The sequence below is a fragment of the Acinetobacter sp. 1566109 genome, assembly GCF_000582255.1.
Taxonomy (GTDB): Bacteria; Pseudomonadota; Gammaproteobacteria; order Pseudomonadales; family Moraxellaceae; genus Acinetobacter; species Acinetobacter nosocomialis.
Genome location: NZ_JEYB01000030.1, coordinates 21,514 through 44,458, shown reverse-complemented (window position 1 = coordinate 44,458; position 22,945 = coordinate 21,514). Strand labels below are relative to the sequence as shown.

At 39.8% G+C, this 22,945-nt stretch carries 23 protein-coding genes, 1 rRNA gene and 2 pseudogenes; 8 read left to right on the top strand and 18 right to left on the bottom strand.

All coding sequences use genetic code 11. The features are described 5' to 3' along the window. Together J582_RS27095 and J582_RS17180 are read right to left on the bottom strand one after the other, a co-directional pair. Positions 1–122 (bottom strand): 16S ribosomal RNA (locus J582_RS27095); the annotation flags it as partial. A 519-nt stretch (positions 123–641) separates the two neighbouring features. Continuing rightward, positions 642–1,212, bottom strand: a pseudogene (locus J582_RS17180) (TetR/AcrR family transcriptional regulator). Between the two features lie 87 nt (positions 1,213–1,299). On the opposite strand from J582_RS17180, the gene J582_RS17175 reads away from it, so the two are divergent. Beyond that, positions 1,300–2,514, top strand: a complete 1,215-nt coding sequence (locus J582_RS17175; RefSeq protein WP_031982570.1) for an oxygenase MpaB family protein — start codon at positions 1,300–1,302, stop codon at positions 2,512–2,514. A 68-nt stretch (positions 2,515–2,582) separates the two neighbouring features. Here J582_RS17175 and J582_RS17170 read toward each other — a convergent pair whose 3' ends face one another. From J582_RS17170 to def, 4 genes are all read right to left on the bottom strand, one after another. Beyond that, the gene (locus J582_RS17170; RefSeq protein ID WP_004711026.1) at positions 2,583–2,789 is read right to left on the bottom strand and encodes a DUF4199 domain-containing protein; all 207 of its coding nucleotides are present in this window, start codon (positions 2,787–2,789) and stop codon (positions 2,583–2,585) included. A gap of 43 nt (positions 2,790–2,832) precedes the next feature. Next, positions 2,833–4,947 carry a TonB-dependent copper receptor gene (locus J582_RS17165; RefSeq protein WP_031982569.1) on the bottom strand — a complete coding sequence of 705 codons (2,115 nt, stop codon included), beginning with the start codon at positions 4,945–4,947 and terminating at the stop codon, positions 2,833–2,835. Between the two features lie 71 nt (positions 4,948–5,018). Then, entirely contained in the window at positions 5,019–5,447 is a 429-nt protein-coding gene (locus J582_RS17160) for a DUF2946 family protein (RefSeq protein WP_002054220.1), read from the bottom strand. A gap of 36 nt (positions 5,448–5,483) precedes the next feature. Next, positions 5,484–6,014, bottom strand: a complete 531-nt coding sequence (def, locus tag J582_RS17155; protein ID WP_002054252.1) for a peptide deformylase — start codon at positions 6,012–6,014, stop codon at positions 5,484–5,486. 122 nt (positions 6,015–6,136) lie between these two features. On the opposite strand from def, the gene J582_RS17150 reads away from it, so the two are divergent. From J582_RS17150 to J582_RS17145, 3 genes and pseudogenes are all read left to right on the top strand, one after another. After that, positions 6,137–7,291, top strand: coding sequence for a LysM peptidoglycan-binding domain-containing protein (locus J582_RS17150; RefSeq protein ID WP_031982567.1), 1,155 nt, complete (start codon positions 6,137–6,139; stop codon positions 7,289–7,291). 20 nt (positions 7,292–7,311) lie between these two features. Further along, a pseudogene (gene dprA / locus J582_RS0104910) lies at positions 7,312–8,438 on the top strand (DNA-processing protein DprA). Between the two features lie 50 nt (positions 8,439–8,488). Then, entirely contained in the window at positions 8,489–9,058 is a 570-nt protein-coding gene (locus J582_RS17145) for an L-threonylcarbamoyladenylate synthase (protein ID WP_000633612.1), read from the top strand. 393 nt (positions 9,059–9,451) lie between these two features. On the opposite strand, the gene J582_RS17140 is transcribed toward J582_RS17145, so the two are convergent. Next, a complete protein-coding gene (locus J582_RS17140) occupies positions 9,452–10,372 on the bottom strand; it encodes a DMT family transporter (protein ID WP_002054284.1) in 921 nt (306 codons plus the stop codon). Between the two features lie 105 nt (positions 10,373–10,477). Next, complete coding sequence (locus tag J582_RS17135) at positions 10,478–11,131, bottom strand: TetR/AcrR family transcriptional regulator (RefSeq protein WP_081404890.1); 654 nt, start codon at positions 11,129–11,131, stop codon at positions 10,478–10,480. Positions 11,132–11,265: 134 nt separating this feature from the next. Here J582_RS17135 and J582_RS17130 point away from each other — a divergent pair, with 134 nt between their 5' ends. The 4 genes from J582_RS17130 to J582_RS17115 all read left to right on the top strand — a co-directional run bounded on the left by J582_RS17130 (position 11,266) and on the right by J582_RS17115 (position 14,677). Next, entirely contained in the window at positions 11,266–12,480 is a 1,215-nt protein-coding gene (locus J582_RS17130) for an MFS transporter (protein WP_031982564.1), read from the top strand. A gap of 21 nt (positions 12,481–12,501) precedes the next feature. Next, entirely contained in the window at positions 12,502–13,266 is a 765-nt protein-coding gene (locus J582_RS17125) for an AraC family transcriptional regulator (protein ID WP_031982563.1), read from the top strand. 121 nt (positions 13,267–13,387) lie between these two features. After that, a complete protein-coding gene (locus J582_RS17120) occupies positions 13,388–13,933 on the top strand; it encodes a glutathione peroxidase (protein ID WP_016803497.1) in 546 nt (181 codons plus the stop codon). 144 nt (positions 13,934–14,077) lie between these two features. Next, the gene (locus J582_RS17115; RefSeq protein WP_022574383.1) at positions 14,078–14,677 is read left to right on the top strand and encodes a hypothetical protein; all 600 of its coding nucleotides are present in this window, start codon (positions 14,078–14,080) and stop codon (positions 14,675–14,677) included. A gap of 61 nt (positions 14,678–14,738) precedes the next feature. Here J582_RS17115 and J582_RS17110 read toward each other — a convergent pair whose 3' ends face one another. From J582_RS17110 to J582_RS17065, 10 genes are all read right to left on the bottom strand, one after another. After that, entirely contained in the window at positions 14,739–15,158 is a 420-nt protein-coding gene (locus J582_RS17110) for a F0F1 ATP synthase subunit epsilon (RefSeq protein ID WP_002054176.1), read from the bottom strand. 17 nt (positions 15,159–15,175) lie between these two features. Continuing rightward, positions 15,176–16,570 carry a F0F1 ATP synthase subunit beta gene (gene atpD / locus J582_RS17105; protein WP_002054158.1) on the bottom strand — a complete coding sequence of 465 codons (1,395 nt, stop codon included), beginning with the start codon at positions 16,568–16,570 and terminating at the stop codon, positions 15,176–15,178. A 30-nt stretch (positions 16,571–16,600) separates the two neighbouring features. Beyond that, positions 16,601–17,470 carry a F0F1 ATP synthase subunit gamma gene (atpG, locus tag J582_RS17100; RefSeq protein ID WP_002114131.1) on the bottom strand — a complete coding sequence of 290 codons (870 nt, stop codon included), beginning with the start codon at positions 17,468–17,470 and terminating at the stop codon, positions 16,601–16,603. A gap of 77 nt (positions 17,471–17,547) precedes the next feature. Then, positions 17,548–19,092, bottom strand: coding sequence for a F0F1 ATP synthase subunit alpha (gene atpA / locus J582_RS17095; protein ID WP_002054271.1), 1,545 nt, complete (start codon positions 19,090–19,092; stop codon positions 17,548–17,550). Between the two features lie 46 nt (positions 19,093–19,138). Then, complete coding sequence (locus J582_RS17090; protein ID WP_004705938.1) at positions 19,139–19,675, bottom strand: F0F1 ATP synthase subunit delta; 537 nt, start codon at positions 19,673–19,675, stop codon at positions 19,139–19,141. A 12-nt stretch (positions 19,676–19,687) separates the two neighbouring features. After that, a complete protein-coding gene (locus J582_RS17085) occupies positions 19,688–20,158 on the bottom strand; it encodes a F0F1 ATP synthase subunit B (protein WP_002054137.1) in 471 nt (156 codons plus the stop codon). 38 nt (positions 20,159–20,196) lie between these two features. After that, positions 20,197–20,442: a F0F1 ATP synthase subunit C gene (atpE, locus tag J582_RS17080; RefSeq protein ID WP_000424060.1), complete on the bottom strand. Its 246-nt coding sequence runs from the start codon at positions 20,440–20,442 to the stop codon at positions 20,197–20,199. A gap of 84 nt (positions 20,443–20,526) precedes the next feature. Then, complete coding sequence (gene atpB, locus J582_RS17075) at positions 20,527–21,402, bottom strand: F0F1 ATP synthase subunit A (protein ID WP_031982558.1); 876 nt, start codon at positions 21,400–21,402, stop codon at positions 20,527–20,529. A 104-nt stretch (positions 21,403–21,506) separates the two neighbouring features. Beyond that, positions 21,507–21,905: an ATP synthase subunit I gene (locus J582_RS17070; RefSeq protein WP_004705940.1), complete on the bottom strand. Its 399-nt coding sequence runs from the start codon at positions 21,903–21,905 to the stop codon at positions 21,507–21,509. 170 nt (positions 21,906–22,075) lie between these two features. Further along, the gene (locus tag J582_RS17065; RefSeq protein WP_031982557.1) at positions 22,076–22,915 is read right to left on the bottom strand and encodes a metal ABC transporter solute-binding protein, Zn/Mn family; all 840 of its coding nucleotides are present in this window, start codon (positions 22,913–22,915) and stop codon (positions 22,076–22,078) included. Between the last annotated feature and the right edge of the window lie 30 nt (positions 22,916–22,945).

The window sequence follows — 22,945 nt, the reverse complement described above, 5'->3', positions numbered from 1 at the left end:
AAAATATCGAAATTACCCGTCCGCCGCTAGGTCCAGTAGCAAGCTACCTTTCCCCGCTCGACTTGCATGTGTTAAGCCTGCCGCCAGCGTTCAATCTGAGCCATGATCAAACTCTTCAGTTAAAATCATTTTGCACCTTATTTATAGACAAGGTGCCAATTCTGGCTCATCAATTACTGACTTAAATTTCGCTCAAATAAACTTCGAGTAATTTAAACCAATCAATCAATGAAAATTATTTCGATTAATCAATCAGTAAAAATCCACACAAGTTGTTCTTCAATTCTCTTAATGATCTTCTTCCTGGTTCGTCACCAGCAAGCTAGGTCGGCTATATTACTCTTAATCTCTTAAAAGTCAACAGGTAATTTCGATATTTTTAAAACTTATCTTTCAAACCAACTTAACATCAAATTCATCACTTAAAGTAATCAACCCAATCTCAAGTAACTGTTTTTCAACAAGTTTCTATCTGCATCACCGCCGATGGATGTGCATTATAGACCATCCAAATCCCTTTGCAAGCGGAAATTAGAAATTAATGACTTGAGCGTTCAATTTTAAACCAAAATACAAATCAAGTATTTGTTTTATATAAATAATTATTTTTATTTCTTATTTTTGGCCTAAATAAGCCAGTATCATGCTTGATAATTCTCGTTTAAGTTGTTGTTCTGAGATAAGAAAATTGTTCTGGCTCACGTAACGCATCATCGTAAAAAGCGTACTATTAATAATTACAAAGGATTTATGCTTTACCTGCTCGAAGTCCCACTGATGAGGATTTCTACTAAATGTATATAAACCTACTTCAAAAAAATGCTTTTCTAAAATCTGAGCAGCTTGCGAATGACTGTAGTCATGCCAATGTTTCAGTACTTCTATAAAAAAGCCTTGATCAGCTTTTAATGCATTAAATCCTAGCTCTATTGCCAAGGGGATAAGCAGATCTAAAGGAATATTCCCCTGCTGCATAACTAATTCTTTAAGTTGCTGCCCTAATAATTCACTTTTACGGCGTAATAGTTCTTCTATGATTTGATCTTTATTCTCAAAGTATTGGTAAATCGAACCTACACTCACTCCAGATTTCTCTGCAATTTTGGGAGTTGTTGTATGAAGCAATCCATATTGGGCAATACATTGCTGTGTCGCTTCTAAAATATGGTCAACAATAAGTTTTGAACGCTGTTGCTGTGGAACTTTTCTCATTAGTTTTAATTCATTAAATGCGAATTGAATGCGAATAATTATTCATATTAGCCTATTTATTATTCAGTTCAATAAGTAAGTAACGATATGCAAATGATTAGCCCGACTCGACTTGCTTCTTTTAATGATATGCAAGACAGTAATTTCTTTACTCAGTTTTTAAATATCTGCTGTGAAAAACCAGTACAACCAAACTATACAGAATATGTATCTTTACAACGTGCTCTTTGCGAAGGGGACGTTGAAATGGATAAGCTGATTGATTGGGTTATGCAAAATCCCAAAGACCACCGAATAATTTTTGAGAAAATATTATTTCAAGGCCGCGATGATCTATCTGAGTCGCTACCTACTGAGTTAGAAAATTTCTTTAATTACATTGAACAAAAGCCTGAATGGTTAGACCAGCAACAAATTGATGAGGCTATTAAATTTACTCATCGTTTAGGAATAAATAATGGTTTTATTCTTAGAGATTTATCTTTAATGGGCGGATATTTATATCCGGGATTTAATCACCCCCTAATTTTAACCGGGGCATTAAAGAAACAAGCGGGTACTCGTTTAGCAGAAACTACAAAATGGTGGGTTGATATTACTGAGCCTAGAGGTCTGTCCCGTTTAAGCGCAGGTTTTACATCAACAATCTATGTTCGTTTTATTCATGCACTTGTTCGTAGACAATTAGGAAAATCTGAGCGTTGGGATAATGAAGTTTGGGGAATTCCTCTTAATCAATTTGATTTAGCCATGACTAATTTAGCTTTTAGTAGTGTAGTTTTACTTGGTATGAGAGCTTTAGGTATCTGGCCAACCAAACAGGAAGCCAAGAGTTTTTTACATTTTTGGCGTTATGTTGGTTGGTTAATGGGAATTGATGAAAAGTGGCTTATTCAATCTGAAACTGAAGGCTGGCGATTACTTTACTGGATGCAGTTTGCACACCCTCGTCCCGATCACAGCAGTATTGAATTAGGATCAAGCTTATCTAAAGAGCCTTTTGAGAGACAATATCTGCATTTGCGTTCTTTACAGCAGAAACTTGCTTATCGGCAACATTTAGAACTTACCCAATTTTTTATTGGTAAGAAAAGGATGAAACTACTCGGATTGCCTCAGCAGACTGCTTCATGGTTTGCTTATTATCTGATTTTGCGTAATTCAGTACTTTTTAACGGCGCAAAATTTTCACCAAAAGTTGAAAGGTTTTTAACTCAATCGGGTCGTAATTTACAAAAACTTGGTCTACGTCTTTATGAAAATCAAGGCAAGATAAAAGCCTTAGCAAGTATGCATCAATAATTATTAAAACCTAAAAATAAAAAATGGAAGCCCGTTATCCGGACTTCCATTTTCAAATATTAAAAACCTTATTGAGCTGATGAACCGTGCATTTCAGCGTGATTCATTTGCTCATGCGTTTCCATCATCTGCTTATTTTTTTGACTAGGCATATAGTCAGGTTCATTGTTAATGGCCAAGTAAAAAACAATCATAAACAATACACTCAAGATAGACGCCACAATAAGTAACTTCCATCCCCACCAAGACTGTTCAGGCGATAATTTATTAGTCATTTCATTTCTCTCTTAAATTAATTCATTTAATTCGCTAAGCTGATCAAAACTTCATGCTCATACGAACCCAGTAATTTCTTCCAATATTGTTAAACTGCTCTTCGCTCGCAAATCCAAAGCCTGCACTACCAGCTTTATTTAAGTGTTCGGTATAGGTCTTATCTAACACGTTATCGATGCCAACAGAGACATCAATATCTTTACGAAGGTTATAACTTCCGTTTAAAGAAAGTGTTGAGAAACCTTTACTTGGTTTTAGGTCATATCCCACGATATTACCTTGATGTAGACTCACACGGTTTTGCTCAGCAACAGCTCGCCACAACAGGCCTACGTTATATTTGTCGGCTACATAGCGAATATTTAATCGACCTTCTAACGGGGAAATTTGAGGTAACGGTTTGTCATCTGTGGTGTTTTTACCCCACGCATACATAGCACTCAAATCTGCCTGAATACGGTCGGTAAATTGATATCCAATACCTGCTTCTGCACCAGCAATAGTTGCATCAACATTCTTGGCACCTGCAGTAATATCATGGCTCATATCATGCCCACCCATTCCCATACTCGGGTGATGGTGATAACTCATTAATATGTAGTCATCTACTAAGCCTGCATAAGCAGAAGCCCATGTGTTTAAAGCACCATGTTGTTGTTGGAAGCCTAGATCTAACTGCAATGTTTTCTCAGGATTCACACCGTTAAAGGTATTGGTTGAGCCAGCATTACCATGTTTAGGAGAGAAAAGCTCCCAATAATCAGGCATACGCTCTACATAACCTAAACCGATATAGCTTTTGAAGTCATGCTCAGGATGTTGGTTTTCCCAGCGAACAAATGCGCTTGGCAAAGTCTTCTCAAGCTTCGTATTAAAGCCTTGGGCTTTAGAATCGGCTCGCTCATCTTCAACTGTTACCCGATCTAAACGTGCACCTGTCAATAACTTGTTTTTATCATTCCATTGATAGCCAAGTTCACCGAAAGCTCCATATGATTGAAAACGCATATCTTGTCGATATGGAACATTCATAGAAGGCATTGTTGGCGATGACATGCTACCGCCATGTTTATTAAATTGTGAATCTACCCCAGTGATCAGGCTCCATTTATCCCATTCAGAGGTCATGGCTAAGCGAGAATTTAGTGTACGGCGCGTTACTTGCATGGCCATCGCGTTTGGCATGAGCATGGTCATACCACCATGGTTCATTTCAACTAATGGCGGTGTGCGCAAACTAAAATTATCCATAATATGGTCGTTATAGCTGTAGTTCACCTGCCCTTCGATTTTCTTAATGACATCGGTGATATTTTTCTTTTCGAAACGCAGTCCTAAGCTTTCACGCGCAAACTGAGAACCATCCATTGAACGTCCTGCATAAAGCGACTCACCATCAGATTTTCCACCTGTGAGTTCGATCCACGTGTTTTCATCTGGAGTAAAGCCAAGTGCTACATCAGCATTCCACTTCTTCCATGCTGAAGGTACAGTATTACCATCACCGTCTTGATAACTATTAGACTCTGAACGGTTGGCATTTAAACGAATATATTTTTTTTCATCGCCAATTGCCGCTTCAACATTATGGTCAATACGTCCATATGAACCTAGCAAAACACTTGCTTGTCCACGATAAGGTTTTTCAGAGGTAAGTTTCTCAGGTTGACGTTCAAAAAGTACCGTAGCTGCCGAACCTGTATTGGCATATTGAACAGTTTGCGGACCTTTAATGACAGAAATACGGTCATAACTTTCTGGAGAAATATAAGAAGTTGGAGCATCCATACGGTTTGGACATGCACCTAAGTTCTCTGTGCCGTCCGTTAGAATTTTGATGCGTGAACCAAACATGCCCCGGAATGTCACATCACCATTTGTTCCACCGCTTTGTATCGAGTTAAAACCCATAATACTTTGTAGATAATCTGCCCCATCTGTAGCAGGTACTGGCTGAATTGGCTGTTTCGGGTCTGCATGTACGATCAAGCCATTTGCATCGTTACCTTGTTGTGCCGTAACAACAATAGGTGCTAATGAATGAAGTGTTTTGGTATCAGCATCATTTTTCTCTGAATCGGCAAAAGCTAAGCCTGAATGAGAAACAGCAAGCATCGCAACCCATAAAGGTTGTAGTAAAAATTTAGAATGTGGCATTTTTATACGCTCTAAAACATAAATAAAGTGATATTGAAGTCAATAAAGACCCCAACAAAAATTGCTTTTATTTATGCAAATAGAGGCGGTGCACGCCCTTGCGGGAGTAAGAAGAGTCGCTGTAGCGCAAAATAAACATGTCTAAATGCTTGTTGATAAGCGACTAAGCGAACTTGTATACGAACAAGTACCTCTTTTACGCCAAATTCAGGTGGTAAAACCAGATTGGCATAGACGGTACAATATTGGCACTGGTGATTTGCATCATGGTGGTCATGATGTTCAGGTACTTGTGCCTGTCCGATATGGTGGTCGTGATGTGAATGATGCATGGCATGTGACATGGTTTCCATCTGTGCCTTAGGCTTAAGCAAAGCACGGGTAATAGTTTCACAGACCGGAGCAATTTGATATTGCTTCGGTAATAGCGGCTGTAGAAATACCGCAATCTGTAAAAACACTGCTGCACATGCGAGCAACAGACCACTACGAAAAACCAAAAATCACATCCACGCTATATTGATGTTTGAAAACTTTTAACGTTTTACCGCAACTTTTTCACGCTCGCGTTGACGAACAATCTTTTCGACTTTTTCACGTGCACGCTGACGTTTAAGTGGCGACAAATAATCCACAAACAATTTGCCTTTTAAGTGATCCATTTCATGTTGGATACAAACAGCGAGAAGTCCGTCAGCTTCTATCTCAAATGCTTGACCTTCAAGGTTAATTGCCTCGATTTTCACACGTGACGGACGGTCAACTTTATCGTATATTTGTGGCACTGATAGACAGCCTTCTTCGTACGGCTGCGTCTCTTCAGTCAGTGGAGTTATTTTGGGGTTAATGAAAACCATAGGTTCATCTTTAGATTCAGACAAATCCATGACGATAAGCTGAATATGACGATCGACCTGAGAAGCTGCTAAACCAATACCGGGTGCCGCATACATGGTTTCAAACATATCTGCTGCAAGTTGACGAATTTCATCAGTAACTTCTTCAACAGGCTTAGCAATGGTACGAAGACGGGGATCAGGAAAACTTAAAATAGGTAATAAGGCCATACTGACGTCCTCACTTATGCCATTGATTGAAAAACCAAATGAAGGAAATACTTCATCGAAAAATTGTGTGTAAGCCGCCTATTATAACGCATCTGCACGCATAATTTTTAGGAATTATCATAATGAAAAAGGTTTTTAACGGCATGGCTGAATTTCATGCTTTGGGGATAAAGAAGCATTTACTTGCTTTAGCACTCTGTACAACTGTCGCACTAGGTACGGTAGCAGAGGTTCATGCTGCCAGTCCAAATCATAATCCACCTTCTCTTAAAAGCAATGCACCGAATGTGTATGTTGTAAAACGTGGGGATACCCTATGGGATATTTCCGGCCATTTTCTCAATAAGCCATGGCGTTGGCCTGAAATCTGGGCAAGTAATCAACATGTTAAAAACCCTCACTGGATTTATCCGGGCGATCGATTACTGTTATGTAGCTTAGATGGACGTCCACTTGTGGGCAAAGATGAAGGGGATGGCTGTGTAGGCATTATTCGTCGTTACACAGGCCAAACCACAAACTTACAACCACAAGTTCGCGTAGAAGCATTAAATAATAGTGTGCCAGTTATTCCACTTGAACATATTAAACAGTGGCTAGAGAACAGCACTATTTTACCAGCCGATTCAATTACCAACACACCTTACGTTGTTGGTACAGCCGACCAACGTGTACTTGCAGGAAAAGGTCAAACTATTTATGCAAGAGGAAAAGGTCTAGTTGATGGTCAGCGTTATGCAGTCTATCGAGAAGGTGAACCTTACTATTTCACAGATAGTAAAGGTAAAAAGCATAGCCTTGGTATTGAGCTACTACAGGTTGCTTCAGGTGTTGCGGTATCTTCTGAAAAAGACATTACTACATTAGAGCTAACAGATAGTTATAACGCTGAAGTACGTCGTGGCGATCGTGTTATGCCTGAAGAACAAGCTACTTTGCCAACCTTATTTTACCCAGTAGATGCCAAACAAGTGACTGATGGTGGCAAAATTATTCGTGTCATGGGTTCAATCGGTAGAGCTGCAAAACATAGTGTAGTGACTTTGGACCGCGGTACAGCACAAGGTGTTCAGGTAGGTCAAGTTTTTGATATTACACAACAAGGCGAGACAATTCGCGATCCTAAAACTAAAGAAGCGATTCAACTTCCTGGTCAACAAATTGGGAGTCTGATGGTTTTTAGAACTTTTGGTCAGCTGAGTTATGCCTATGTTCTAGAAAGCGATTTGCCTATTAAAGTCGGCTCAAGCATTCAGCCACCTCGCTTTAATGATTAATGTTGGATGTACCTTCTACAATGCTCACCCAACTTTCTTCACACCATTACCACACGCTTAAAGTGTGGTATTTGGTGCAGCACTCATTAGTTAGTTTTAAAAAAATTATCGATTATTTTGGAATTTGTGAAAAAGCAACTCAACCTGATGGTTTAGCAAAGTGGTCCTCTCTGGGGCTACATGCTAATCACTTAAAGCGTGTAAACGAATTTCAAACGACACAAGGCCAAGCTCAGTTCGAACAGCTTATACAACAAGTTCAGCAGCATACTGATTTTATTTTGACGCCCAATGACTCTGGCTACCCTACTCAATTACTCCCTTATACAGATCATCCACCTGTTATTTTTGGAAAAGGTCAGGCACAGGCATTATTGCAACCGCAAATTGCGATTGTCGGTAGCCGAAAACCAAGCCCACATGGACGTCAGGTGGCTTATGATTTTGCCTACTACTTAAGTGAAAAGGGCTTTTTTATTAGTAGTGGTCTGGCTTATGGCATTGATGAAGCAGCTCATCAAGGTGCATCCGCTCATCAACGTACAATTGCAGTGGTACGGGCCTAGACACTACCTATCCAGCTCAAAATAAAAAACTGGCAGAACATATTTTGGCTCAGAACGGCGCCATTATTACTGAGTTTTTACCTGGTACACCGCCATTACAACAGCATTTTCCACGTAGAAACCGAATTGTTAGTGGTTTAAGTTTAGGCGTTTTGGTGGTAGAAGCGACATTAAAAAGTGGCTCGCTCATCACGGCCAATAAAGCTGCTGAACAAGGCAAAACCGTATTCGCCATTCCGGGCCATATTTATAGTGAGTTCCATCAAGGATGCCATCAACTTATTCGTGAGGGAGCAATTTTAGTTGATCATCCCGAACAAATTATTGAAGACCTCGCCTTACCAACTCAATGGCAAAGCCAGCAACAAAGTCAAAATGAAGAAACTAATACGTATACTTCAGAAATTCCTGAGCATTTGATTGATCTTTATCAGTCTTTAGACTGGGTAGGACAAAATATTGACCAGCTTGTAATTCATCATAATGTTTCGGTTTCTGAACTGACCTCTTCACTAATGGAACTAGAACTACTCGGTTTATGTATGCAACAATCAGGGCTGTATTTACGTTGTCGTTCTTAGTATTAGAGCGCACAATAGCGATTCTGTTTGATTGAAAGGAAAGTATTACCATGATTACGACCTCAGTGACCGAAGCAGCCGAATGTTTACAACAAGGTCAAGTTTTGGCATATCCAACTGAGGCAGTCTGGGGACTAGGCTGTGATCCATTTAATGAACAAGCTTTTCAAAAGATTCTTGAATTGAAACAGCGCCCTATTGAAAAGGGCGTCATTTTATTGGCTGGCCATATTAGTCAAGTAGAACATCTACTAACTTCCTTACCGCAAACGACTCAGCAAGAAATTATTGATTGCTGGACGAACCACCAACCATCAGAAAGAGCCACAACTTGGCTATTGCCAGCCGATCAACACATTCCTTCATGGATTAAAGGCGAGCATCCTCTTGTTGCAGTCCGTGTAACGACACATCCTTTATGTGTCGCTTTATGCAATGCTTTTCATGGATTTATTGTCTCGACGAGTGCCAACCCTAGTGGACAAGAACCAGCCCATTCTTTACAAGATGCCTGCCAATACTTTGGTTCACAATTAAACTATCTCAATGGTGATTTAGGTCAAAGCCAACAGCCAAGCCGCATCATTAACGCCTTAACTGGTGAAGTCATTCGTCCTTAATTCCAGACAAAAAAAAAGCTCAGTTATATAGGGATAACTGAGCATAAAAAAGGATGGGTATATACCACATCCAGAGGGTTTGGATATCTCTGGAACGAAAGAAAAATTGCTTAAAAGAGCATCTTTCGTAGTGGTCGCTATTATGTGGTAAGAGATTAAATGAGAGAAATATATTATTTCTCTAAAAAAAGCATGAAAAGTGTAGGGAATTTGGCGTTTTTAGCAATTAAGTTAAAATTATATTAATATTTTTATTGGTCTTTTTTAATATTTATATTACACAATATTTTTATAAATATATTTATAAATCATATAGAAAAGCTTGGATTAACAAAAAAATTGGCATATTTTCATTACTTTTTTTAAAAATATGCCATAGTTTTTTTATTATTCTTAATTTTGCTCTGGCAGGAGATCTGATTTTTTAGATTTAACCTTCTTTTGTGCCATGATAATACCCACGAGAATCATAATCCCACCGAAAGTATGATAGATCGTCCACTGCTCAGATAACCAGAGGCTTGCAATAATGGCTGTGAACACTGGTACAAGGTTCATAAATATACTGGTTCTATTTGGCCCGATTTGTTGTACAGCCAACATCCAAACTAACGGCGCAATTAAAGAAGCAAATACACCGGCATAAATTGCACTTGGCGCATTTTGTGCATTTAAGCCATCAAGACCAAACCAGAAAATTAAAGGTAAATGGAACAGCACAGAAAACCCAATCTGGACATATAAGCTCGTCATAATTGGAAGTGGAAGCTGCCATTTCTTTAAGAAAACCCCATAAAATGCATAGAAGAATACAGCAACAATCATGAGCGCATCACCAAGATGCCCTCCACCACTTAATAGCTTATTAATATTTCCTTGGGACATGACATATAGCAAACCCGCAAAAGATAAAATACTACCAAAAACAGCAAAACGATTAGGTACATCTTTTAAAATCGCAAGAGAAACAAAAATAGTAAAAATCGGAATAAAGGCATTAACAATACCCATATTAGTTGCACTGGTATAATGAGCCGCCGTATAAGCAAGGCCTTGATAAAGCACCATCCCAAATGCACTTAACACAGCAAGCTTAGGTAAATAGGGTATTACTATTCGTCTTTGTCTCCAAACAGATATAAACATAAATGGAGTCAAAATAATAAAGGCAATTAACCACCGATAAAAACTAATGCTAACTGGAGAAATATAATCCGAGACGTAGCGGGTGACTACAATATTTAAAGACCAAATCAGTACTGCCAGAATGGGAAAAATAAATGCCCATTTGTGATATTTCATGACCTGACTCATAGTAATACACCATCTACAAAAGAGATTTTATTTTGAAGAATGTCTTAATAAATTGAAATATCGCATTTCCGACATTGATATTGAACTTAGGACATCATTAATTTTTTAAAATAATGTCCAAGCTTTCATGGCATGTTCTACCACTTTATGTAGTTGCTCAGTGGTCGCGCCATCTCTCGCTTGAATAGTCAGTCCTTGAATAACAGTAGCATAGAAGTCTGTCATTTCTTGTAGAGGAGCATTAGCTGATAAATCACCCTGCTCTACACCTTGTTCCAAACGTTTTAATAATTTTTCTTTAGTTTTTATACGCTTATCTAATAGATTTTGTTGGACCTCTTGTGTCGCATCAGAGCAATTCATAGCTGCAACCACCAACATACAACCTGCTGGTTTATTGGGTTGAACCAATCGTTTTACATTGTCATAAAGATACAACTCAAAAGCAATTTTTGCAGTTTTTGCTTCTAAAAAGATCGTTTCAATAGGACATGCTTCATGAGCTAAGTAATAATCAATACTTTTATAAAACAAGCCTGCCTTATCGCCAAAAGTACTGTATAAACTAGGCGCCGTAATTTCTAAAGCCTGCGTTAAGTCACTAATAGACGTTGCTTCATAACCATGTTCCCAAAAAAGCAACATTGCCTTCTCTAAAACTTGCTGTTCATCAAAGCATTTAGGGCGTCCACGCTTCTTTTTCAACGTATCTTCATTAACCACAAGATCTGTTTCATGCCTATTTGTCATAAAGATCACATCTATTTTTATAACAATCGTTATTAAATTAATTGACGTTCGATTTTTTATCAACTATTTTATTTTCATAATGATCGTTAGTTAATTAAAAATTGCCTTTCTTCACTCTAAATTTAGCCAAGTAAGGATTTATTATGGACCAATCTACTACCTCTAAACCGCGACCCATAACTTCCACACAAGGGAGCTGGTTTGCTATTTTGGCGGTTGCCATTGCAGCATTTGCATTAGTAACAAGTGAATTTTTACCGGTTGGTGTTTTAAATAGCGTTGCAGCTGATTTACATATTTCTGTCGGTACCGCTGGTCTTATTATTACTGTACCTGGCATTATGGCAGCCATTGCAGCCCCTCTATTACCTGTTTCAGTAAAACAACTTGACCGTCGTTACGTGCTTATTTTACTGACTGCAATTATGGTGATTGCCAATACCATTACTGCTTTTGCTGAAAACTTTCATGTTTTATTACTGAGCCGCTTAATTTTAGGTATCTCAATCGGTGGCTTTTGGGCCACAGCTATTGCGTTAAGCGGCAAGCTGGCACCTGCACATTTGCCTATTGCTAAAGCAACTGCTGTAGTCATGGCTGGTGTAACCTTTGCGACTGTATTAGGGGTCCCGATTGGAACTTGGCTAAGCGAGTTTTATGGGTGGCGTAGTGCATTTGGTATTACCGCTGCGATTGGCCTTGTTGTACTCGTCCTTCAGCTTATTTTCTTACCAAAACTTTTACCAGAGTCAGCCATTCATATTCGTGATTTACCTGCACTATTACGCACACCCAAAGCACGTAGTGGTATGCTTATTGTTTTATTAATTGGTCTTGCTCATTTCTGTGCCTATAGTTATTTAGCGCCTTTTTTTAAGAATATTGCAGGGTTTAATGGCACTACTATTAGTTCATTATTATTACTTTACGGAATTGCTGGTATCTTTGGAAATGCATTTGCAGGGTATAGTGGCAACTTAAATGTTCGTTACACACTCGCATTTGTTGGGACATGTTTTGCAATCGTATTTTTTGGCTTCCCTATCTTTGCTATTCATGAATTTGGTGCCATCGTTCTTACTGCGCTATGGGGCTTCGCATTCGGTGCCTTTCCTACCTCTGCCAATATTTGGATGTTTGTACACGCACCCCATGCTGTAGAAAAAGGTATGCCGCTTTTTGTTGGCATGTTTCAAGTCATGATTGCTACAGGTTCATTATTAGGTGGTTATGTAGTTGATCATTTCAATGAAAATACTTTAATTTATGGTGTATTAAGCTTCGTTGCTTTAGCATTAATTAGTACATTTACCTTTGCCAAAGGCTTAAATAATCCTAAAGCGACTTGTGAAAACTAAAATATTATTCAGAGTAAGTAGATGAAAAATGAGGACCAACAATTTTCTTTATTGAATGATATAGAAGTTCATGAGTTTCTATATGAAAAAGAAGATATTGTTCGTCCTCATGCTTCACTTTGGGGAGATTTTAATTTCAGTTTGAATGGTATTTTGGAAATGCAGGTAGAAGAACAAATCTATTTGTCACCTCCAAGCTATGGGCTTTGGATTCCACCTCAAACGGTTCATCAATCTACTCATATCGATCATGAAATTCACTATATTTGTATCCGCCTCCACCCTCGTTTATGTTCTATTTTAGGTAATGTCTGTAAGTGCTTTAGCATTCAGCCTTTCTTTCGAACTCTAGTTTTACAAATTCTGGAACAGCAAAAACAAAATGGAAAACCTGAATATTTAGTACACCTTCTGCAAGTTTTATTCGATCAATTACAGCAAGCCACCGCATATTCTCATTATTTGCCACAAACACGACATCCTGTTTTATTGCCAATTTTGGAAAAGCTTTCAGACCCCTTGTTTTTTAATCAATCTTTACAACAATTACTGCAGAATTTTTCTGTCAGTGATCGCCATTTATTGCGCTTAAGCCAACAAGAATTACAACTTTCTTTATCGGAATGGCGTAATAGAGCTAAAATTGTTTATGCCATTCATCAAATTCGACAAGGTATGCCCATTAAACGTTTAGCATACGATTTAGGTTACCAACACAGTTCCAGTTTTATTGAATTTTTTAAAAGATATACAGGTCAAACACCTGTTCAAATCAGAAACAATTAGATCGCAGACAGTTTTTTCTTCTCTTTTTATTTTTTGAACACGAATATTATTGCACTCCTCAAGAATAGCAGTTAAAACAAATGCGTTACTTGATATCAATTACAATCTTCAGGAAAGACACATGACTCAATCTGTATACCATATTCCAGTAAAAGCTATTTCAGGCGAAACGGTTGACCTTGACCAATATAAAGGTAAGGTTTTATTAATCGTAAACACAGCATCTAAATGTGGTTTAACTCCACAATACGAAGGTTTAGAAAAGCTTTATCAAGCGAAAAAAGATCAAGGTCTTGAAATCTTAGGTTTCCCTGCAAATAACTTCAAAGAACAAGAGCCTGGTTCAGATGAAGAAATTCAACAATTCTGTTCATTAAACTACGATGTTCATTTCCCGCTTTTCTCTAAAATTTCTGTAGCAGGTGCAGATAAACATCCTCTTTATCAAGCACTGACAACAGCTCAACCAGAACGCATTGGTGAAGGTCCTTTCCGTGAGCGTTTAGAAGGTTTAGGCATTCCAACAAACCCTGCTCCAGAAGTATTATGGAACTTTGAGAAATTCCTCATCAATAAAAATGGTGAAGTTGTTGCTCGTTTTGCGCCAAACTTAACAGCAGACGATGAACAAATTGTAAAAGCAGTTGAAGCTGAACTCGCTAAATAATTTTTAGCGCAATTTAAGAAAAAAGAGTGCTACGGCACTCTTTTTATTGTCTGGTCAAAATGTTGTTCATTTGCAACAATACCTTATTTCTACATATTTTATGCATATAGTACGCACTTGCTTTACTTGGTATTGTTTGTAGTTATGAAAAAAGTTTTACAAGGCGCATTTTTTCCATTTGTGATTTTTGCTTCAGGTATGTTGTTACTTGGATGCGATCAGGCACAAGACCATGCTAAGGAACAAGAATCTGCTCAAACCAATGACGAAGTATCAGAACAAGCAGATGATTCTCAACAAGAAATCGTACCTACCAAAAATAAAGCTGAGTTAAAAAGCGGTAATGTTTTTTATATCGTTCGTGATGCAGCTAACTTACAGTTAAAGGCAGGCGACTATATTGAAAAGCTTAAAGACACTCAACTTGATGTTGAGCAAGCCATCCAAGATAAAGATCAACAAGAACTAAAAACAACTGTGACCACTTTAAAACAGCAGTTAAAAGGCTTAAATCAAGCACTATTGACTTTAGATATAAGAAGTCAGGAAGTTGAAAATATTCGCCAAAACTTACTACAAGCAAACCAACAAGCTTTAAGTATGCCTTTATTAAATGGGAAATTAGAACAAATTGATTTCGACCAAATTGAGAAGCAACTCAATACCATCCAAATGGATATGGTCAAACTTGCTGCACTGATTATGGCAGGAGATGAAAAGTCTGATTCAAAAACTGATTCTTAATTTTCTTTCTAGCAATAAAAAAAGCCACCGTAAGGTGGCTTTTTCAATCTCGAACCGCGTCTTATTGAGCGCGGTTTTTGATTTTACGGATTGTTTCAAGCTGGCCTGAGATCTCTGAAAGAGATGCCAAAGCAGCAGCTGAGTCCAAATCACTCTTTTGGTTTGCAAGCAATTGTTCAGCATTTTTACGTGCTTCTAAAATTGCAGCTTCATCCAAATTGTCAGCACGGATTGCAGTATCTGCAAGAACCGTTACAACATGAGGTTGAACTTCTAAAACACCGCCAGATACATAGACGATTTCTTCTGTACCATTTTCCAACAGAACACGAATCGGGCCCGGTTGAAGCAAAGTTACAAGTGGAGCGTGACCTGGCAAAATACCAAGTTCACCACCTGCACCTTTCGCGATTAACATCGTCACTGCGCCAGAGTAAATAGACTCTTTAACACTTACGACATCACATTGCATAGTCGCCATGAGATGATCTCCTTAAATTAGAGTTTCTCAGCTTTAGCAATCACTTCGTCAATACCACCAACCATATAGAACGCTTGTTCTGGGATGTGATCGTATTCACCAGCTAATAGACCTTTAAAGCCACGAATCGTTTCTTTAAGTGGTACTAATTTACCAGGAGCACCAGTAAATACTTCAGCTACGTGGAATGGTTGAGAGAAGAAACGTTGGATTTTACGCGCACGGTAAACAACCAATTTATCTTCTTCTGCCAATTCATCCATACCCAAGATTGCGATGATGTCTTTAAGCTCTTTATAGCGTTGCAATACGTTTTGTACTGCGCGCGCAATTTCATAGTGCTCTTGACCAACAACTAATGGGTCTAACTGACGTGAAGTCGAGTCAAGTGGATCGATCGCTGGATAAATACCAGAAGATGCGATGTCACGGCTCAATACTACTGTTGCATCTAAGTGAGCAAATGTAGTTGCAGGCGATGGGTCTGTTAAGTCATCGGCAGGTACGTATACTGCTTGGATCGAAGTGATCGAACCAGATTTAGTAGACGTAATACGCTCTTGAAGAACACCCATTTCTTCTGCAAGTGTAGGTTGGTAACCTACCGCAGATGGCATACGACCTAACAATGCTGATACTTCCGTACCCGCAAGTGTATAACGGTAGATGTTGTCGACGAATAATAATACGTCACGACCTTTACCATTTTCGTCTTTTTGATCACGGAAGTATTCAGCCATAGTCAAACCAGTTAACGCTACGCGTAAACGGTTACCTGGTGGCTCGTTCATCTGACCGTAGACCATTGCTACTTTGTCAAGAACGTTAGAATCTTTCATTTCGTGATAGAAGTCGTTACCTTCACGAGTACGCTCACCAACACCAGCAAACACAGATAAACCTGAGTGTGCTTTTGCGATGTTGTTGATCAATTCCATCATGTTAACGGTTTTACCAACACCCGCACCACCGAATAAACCAACTTTACCACCTTTTGCGAACGGGCAAAGTAAGTCAATTACTTTAATACCAGTTTCTAAAAGATCAGTAGAAGCTGCTTGTTCAGCATAAGAAGGCGCTTGACGGTGAATCGGCAAACGTTCTTCAGTCGCAACAGGACCTGCTTCATCGATAGGACGACCTAAAACGTCCATGATACGGCCAAGAGTGGCTGTACCAACTGGAACAGAGATCGGTGCGTTTGTGCTAGTTACAGTAAGACCACGTTTAAGACCTTCTGTAGAACCCATTGCGATGGTACGAACAACACCATCACCAAGTTGTTGCTGAACTTCTAAAGTAGTTTCAGTACCGTCAACTTGGAGAGCGTCATAGATCTTAGGAACGCTTGTGCGCTCAAACTCGACGTCGATAACCGCGCCGATGATCTGAATGATACGACCGCTACTCATTGCTGTCTCCTCAATTCAAACTTAATAATGTTAAACGGCAGCGGCACCGCCAACGATCTCGGAAATTTCCTGAGTAATCGCGGCTTGACGCAGCTTGTTGTAAATGAGTTGTAGGTCTTTAATCAATTGTCCTGCGTTGTCTGTCGCTGCTTTCATCGCGACCATACGAGCTGACTGCTCACATGCAACGTTTTCAATCACACCTTGATAAACCATAGACTCGATATAGCGAACCAACAAACCATTTAACAATTCTTCTGCTTCTGGTTCGTAGATATAATCCCAACCATAAGTACGGTTGAGGTCATCGCCTTCTTCTGCTGGTGCTAAAGGAACAAGTTGTTCTACTTTAGGCTGCTGAGTCATTGCATTAACGAAGCCATTTGATACGAGATAGATACGATCTAACTCGCCTTTATCAAATGCATCAAGCATAACTTGCACTGAGCCAGTTAACTGTTCCAAACTCGGCGCATCGCCAAGTTGGGTAGTTGCACCAAGCACTTTACCGCCGTAATTCTTAAAAAACGAAACCGCTTTTTGACCAATTAAAGCAAATTCAACTTCAATTGACTGCTGTTGTTGTGCTTTGACATGCTGCACAACTTTCTTGAACAAGTTAATGTTCAAGCCACCTGCCAAACCACGATCTGAAGACACTACGATATAGCCAACACGCTTAACTGGGCGGTCAACCATATAACGGTGTTTATATTCAGGGTTTGCTTGTACCAAGTGAGCAATTACACGGCGCATATTATCGGCATACGGACGGCCTTGAGCCATGCGCTCTTGCGCACGACGCATTTTAGAAGCAGCTACCATTTGCATCGCGCGAGTAATCTTTTGCGTGCTCTTGATACTAGCTACTTTGGCGCGAATTTCTTTTAAATTTGCCATACGCTTAACCTAGTATTCGAAAGCCCTTTCGAGCTTCCGAAGGTTGATCCGTGAACCAAACTTAACTAAAACTGAACTTAGTAAGTTTGAGTCGCTTTAAAGCTTTCAATACCTGCTTTGATTGCTGCTTCGATGTCTTTGTTGTAATCACCAGTTTCATCGATTTGTTTCATCAACGGAGCATATTCAGAACGGAAGTAAGCAATTAACGCAGCATCAAAGTCTACGATTTTCTTAACTTCTACGTCAGCCATATAGCCTTCGTTAGATGCATAAACAGAAACAGCTTGGTCAGCAATTGAGTAAGGAGCATATTGTTTTTGCTTCATTAACTCAGTTACGCGTTGACCATGTTCAAGTTGCTTACGAGTTGCTTCGTCAAGGTCAGAAGCAAACTGAGCAAACGCAGCCAATTCACGGTATTGTGCTAAAGCAGTACGGATACCACCAGACAATTTTTTGATGATCTTAGTTTGAGCAGAACCACCAACACGAGATACAGAGATACCCGCGTTCACAGCAGGACGGATACCTGCGTTGAATAATGATGTTTCTAAGAAGATCTGACCGTCAGTAATCGAAATTACGTTCGTTGGTACGAATGCAGATACGTCACCTGCTTGAGTTTCAATAATTGGCAATGCAGTTAAAGAACCAGTTTGACCAGTTACTGCGCCATTAGTGAATTTCTCAACGTATTCAGCAGATACACGAGAAGCACGTTCAAGAAGACGTGAGTGAAGATAGAATACGTCACCTGGATACGCTTCACGACCTGGTGGACGACGTAAAAGCAATGAAATTTGACGGTAAGCAACAGCTTGCTTAGACAAATCATCATAAATGATAAGAGCGTCTTCACCGCGGTCACGGAAGTATTCACCCATTGTACAGCCAGAGTACGGAGCTAAGTACTGCATTGCAGCAGGATCAGCAGCCGCAGCAGCGACAACAGTTGTATACGCCATAGCGCCAGTTTCTTCTAGCTTACGTACAACGTTTGCAATTGTTGATTGTTTTTGACCAATCGCAACGTATACACACTTAATGCCAGAGTTTTTCTGAGCGATAATCGCATCGATCGCCATTGCTGTTTTACCAGTTTGACGGTCACCAATAATCAACTCACGCTGACCACGACCCACAGGAATCATGGTATCAACTGATTTATAACCAGTTTGAACAGGCTCGTCTACAGATTGACGCCAAATTACGCCTGGTGCTACTTTTTCAACAGCATCAGTTAATTTTGCATCAATTGGGCCTTTACCATCAATTGGGTTACCCAAAGCATCTACTACACGGCCAAGAAGTTCAGGACCAACTGGAACTTCTAAAACACGACCTGTACAACGAGCTTTTTGACCTTCTTGAAGGCTTAGGTAGTTACCTAAAACAACGGCACCCACTGAATCCTGTTCTAGGTTCAGTGCCATACCAAATAAGCCGCCGTCGAATTCGATCATTTCACCGTACATTGCATCAGCAAGACCGTGAATACGCACGATACCGTCGGATACCATAACAATGGTACCTTCGTTTTTAGCGGTCGCGCTGGTGTCCAGATCTCCGATACGCTGTTTAATGAGCGCACTGATCTCGGATGGATTCAGTTGTTGCATTGCGCTATTCCTCAATCTTTTATTAGTTCAGTCTTCATCATTTGCATTATGCAAGAAGACGAGTACGCATTTTTTCAAGCTTGTTAAGCGCAGAATCATCTATCACTTGATCGCCTGCACGAATAACCACACCTGCAATCAAAGCAGGATTAACTTCGACAGAAACATTAACTGCTGCCTTGAAGCGTTTTTCTAACGCATGTGCAAGCAATTGTTCCTGAACAGAAGTTAACGGAAACGCCGATTCAATCACGACATCAACCGTATTGTTATTCTGTGATTTAAGCTGTTCATATTCTGCTGCAATTTCAGGTAACAACACTAATCGATCGTTATCTGCAAGAAGTGTCAAAAAGTTAGACACTGCTTGAGATTGATCTTCACCTAAAACTTTAGCAAAAAGCTTCACTTGCTCCGCAGGAGTAAGTTCAGGGCGATTTAAATAAGCGGAAAATGCTTCGTCTTGCACCGCAGCACTGAGCACTTGTAACGCATTCGACCAATTGTCTGTTGCACCTTGCTCAGAAGCATAAGCAAATGCTGCTTTGGCATACGGACGTGCCAACGTCAAGAGTTCAGCCATAATTCGCCTCGCTTAAAGTTTAGCAGCCAGCTGAGACAGCATGGCGTTATGAGCTTCTGCATCAACTTGTTGGTTCAGGATCTTTTCTGCACCAGTCACTGCCAAGGCAGCTACTTGTTGACGTAATTCTTCGCGAGCAGAATTGATCTCTTGATCAACAACTTCTTTAGCTTGTTGACGAATACGCTCACCTTCAGCCGCAGCTTGAGTACGAGCTTCTTCGATCAATTGCGCTGCACGACGGTTCGCTTGTTCGATCAATTGAGCCGCTTGTGCTTTAGCTGCATCAAGCTCTTGCTTCACTTGCGCTTGTGCATCGGCAAGATCAGCTTTCGCTTTTTCTGCTGCATTTAAGCCATCAGCGATTTTACGCTGACGCTCACTAATCGCATTGATTAGTGGTGGCCAAACAAACTTCATGCAGAATGCGACAAAAAACGCAAACGCAATCGCTTGACCAATCAATGTGAGGTTGATATTCATTGCAATTCCTCAAATAGTGGATTTAGGAATTAAGCTGATTAACCTACAAATGGATTAGCGAAGATGAAGAACAAGCCAATACCAACACCGATCATAGGCACAGCATCAAGAAGACCCGCGATTAAGAACATACGAGTTTGAAGTTGTGGAGCTAATTCTGGTTGACGAGCTACAGCTTCTAAAAAGCGACCACCCAAAAGACCAAAACCAATCGCAGTACCCAAAGCACCGAAAGCGATCAAGATAGCAGATGCAATTGCAACTAGACCTAAAGTGAGTTCCATGAAAAATTCCTCAGAGGTTAGGTTATTACCAAATTAAATTAAAAAAATTCAGCCCAACCATCATTTGATAGTTAGGCAATACCATTAATGTTTTTCGCTTGCCATGCTCAAGTAAACGATGGTAAGCATCATAAAGATGAATGCCTGCAACGTGATTACAAGAATGTGGAAGATCGCCCAAGGCACAGATAACGCCCATTGAATCCAGAACGGCAATAATGCGATCAGGATAAAGATTAACTCACCGGCATACATGTTACCGAATAGTCGGAGAGCCAATGAAATAGGACGAGCAAGGAATGTTACCAATTCCAAAATCAAGTTCACTGGAATAAGCAACGCTTTTGCAACTGGATTACTTGGGTTAAATGGGTTAAGTGCCAACTCGCCTACGAAACCGCCAACACCCTTCTCGCGGATGCTGTAGAACAAGATAAGAACAAATACAGATAAAGACATACCAAGGGTAATGTTTGGATCTGTAGATGGAACGATCTTGAAGTAAACGTGGTGAGGGTCCATACCAAATACGTTAGCACCAACAAATGCAGCAACTTGAGGAATCCAGTCAACTGGAATCAAGTCCATTAAGTTCATGAGGAAAATCCACACGAAAATAGTGAGTGCAAGTGGAGCGATTAAACGTGATTTGCCATGAAAAGTATCACGGACACTTGAGTCAACAAACTCAATGATCATTTCAATTGCAGATTGGAATTTTGTTGGAACGCCAGCTTTCGCAGTTTTCGCAACCATCCAAAACAACAAACAGAAAATCACACCAAGGCCAATTGACCAACCCATTGAATCCAAGTGAATTGCAGTGAACCCCATCGAATGAGCTTCTTCAGCAGTCTCAGCCAATTTCCATGTACCGTCTGGCATTTTGCCATAGGTCATATTGGTCAAGTGATGCTTGATATACTCTGTCGAAGTGAGGGCATGTTCTTCAGCAGCCATAAATCACACCTGGTCAATGTCAATTACTAAAAAGAAGGGAAACGAACATCGGCGTACTGTCGATATCTCGCCACCCTCCAAAAAATCTTCAATTCTTCTTGTTTCTATACTCGTTTTTGTAGACGTGAAACCCAAAAAGGAGCAACCCACGACATCATTTGAACGAGGATAAAACCAAACAGCAATGCTAACGGTGATAAAGGTTTAACATTGCTCAAAATCAAAATAAATCCAACGATCATGATTGCAAATTTGCCTAACATGCCCCTATACATGTTAGACAGCACTTGTTTCGATGCTCTCGCACCTGCTGTTCTGAAGGATTGCCACGCAAAATAACTGGTAGCAAGCCAGCAGACCAATGCACCAAGTGCCGCACTTAATGCTGCTGTCATGTCTTTTATGCTCCACGCCACAAGTGCGGAAACAGGGATCATGCATGCTTGTAAGAAGACCAAAGCTTTTGCTAATCGTCGGTCAATCAAGCGACTAGTTTGGCTCATTATTTATCCACTCACAGCATAAATGCTTGACAAGTTTAGCTGATGATCGCTTTTAATCGCAGGCATTATAGAGTTACACCCCTGAACATGCAATCTTTTCCCGACTTTAGTCGGGGTTTTTCGTGACAGGTGGTGCTGACGCTACAGTCAGCCTTTGTTTACTTTTTATCTTACTTTTGCGTATTTAATACACATTTATCGGTTTTTATAGCCAGTTTCTTCCATGCTGTTACAAAATCGTCCTCATTATTCATACTTTCATCAACGGGTTGGAAGGTAATACTGCCCAGTTTCTGATATTGACCTTTTGTTGTGAAACTTTCTGCAAGTAAACACATCTGAGGTTTTGGTCGATTATCATTAAGATACTTAATTTGAGCCGCTGTAGGCGCAACATGCGGGTCATCCGTTAAAGCACCTGCAAACTTTAAATTAAGCGAGCGTTCCAAATACTGATAAGCATCATGATAAGACCAATATGGTTTTCCATTACTTGAGCTATCATAAGCTTGAGCTGCCTGTAACATATTCCGAGCAAATACATTGGCATTATTCCAATATTTCGCTTTACTTTCAGGATGCTGCTGTGAACGCAAAGCCGCAATAAAAAAGCCAATCCGCACTGCATTGTTTGGTTCTAACCAGACATGCGTATCTACAGTATTTGGTAAAGCAGCGCCACGCGTATTACGCTGTGGCAAAACAGAAAGAATACCACTGTCTAATAAAGAAATTGCTTTCTTATTGTTACTCAGCAATTTGTTTAAAGGAGCTTCATGAGCTTTTCCTAACCAGATCACTAAAGAAGCATCATTGATTGCTTTACGATGCGCTGGGGTGAGTTGTACGTCATGCCCGCTTTGACCTTGAAGCAACAACTGAGGCTCTTCAACGCCTTTGGTAATTTCTTTTGCAATCAAATAGATTGGGTGTGTAGAGACAACCAAACCCTGACTCCAACCTAACGTACTCATTAAAGAGAACATACTGAAAACAAAAACGCGGAACATGACAGACCATCAATTAGTAATAGCTCGAAG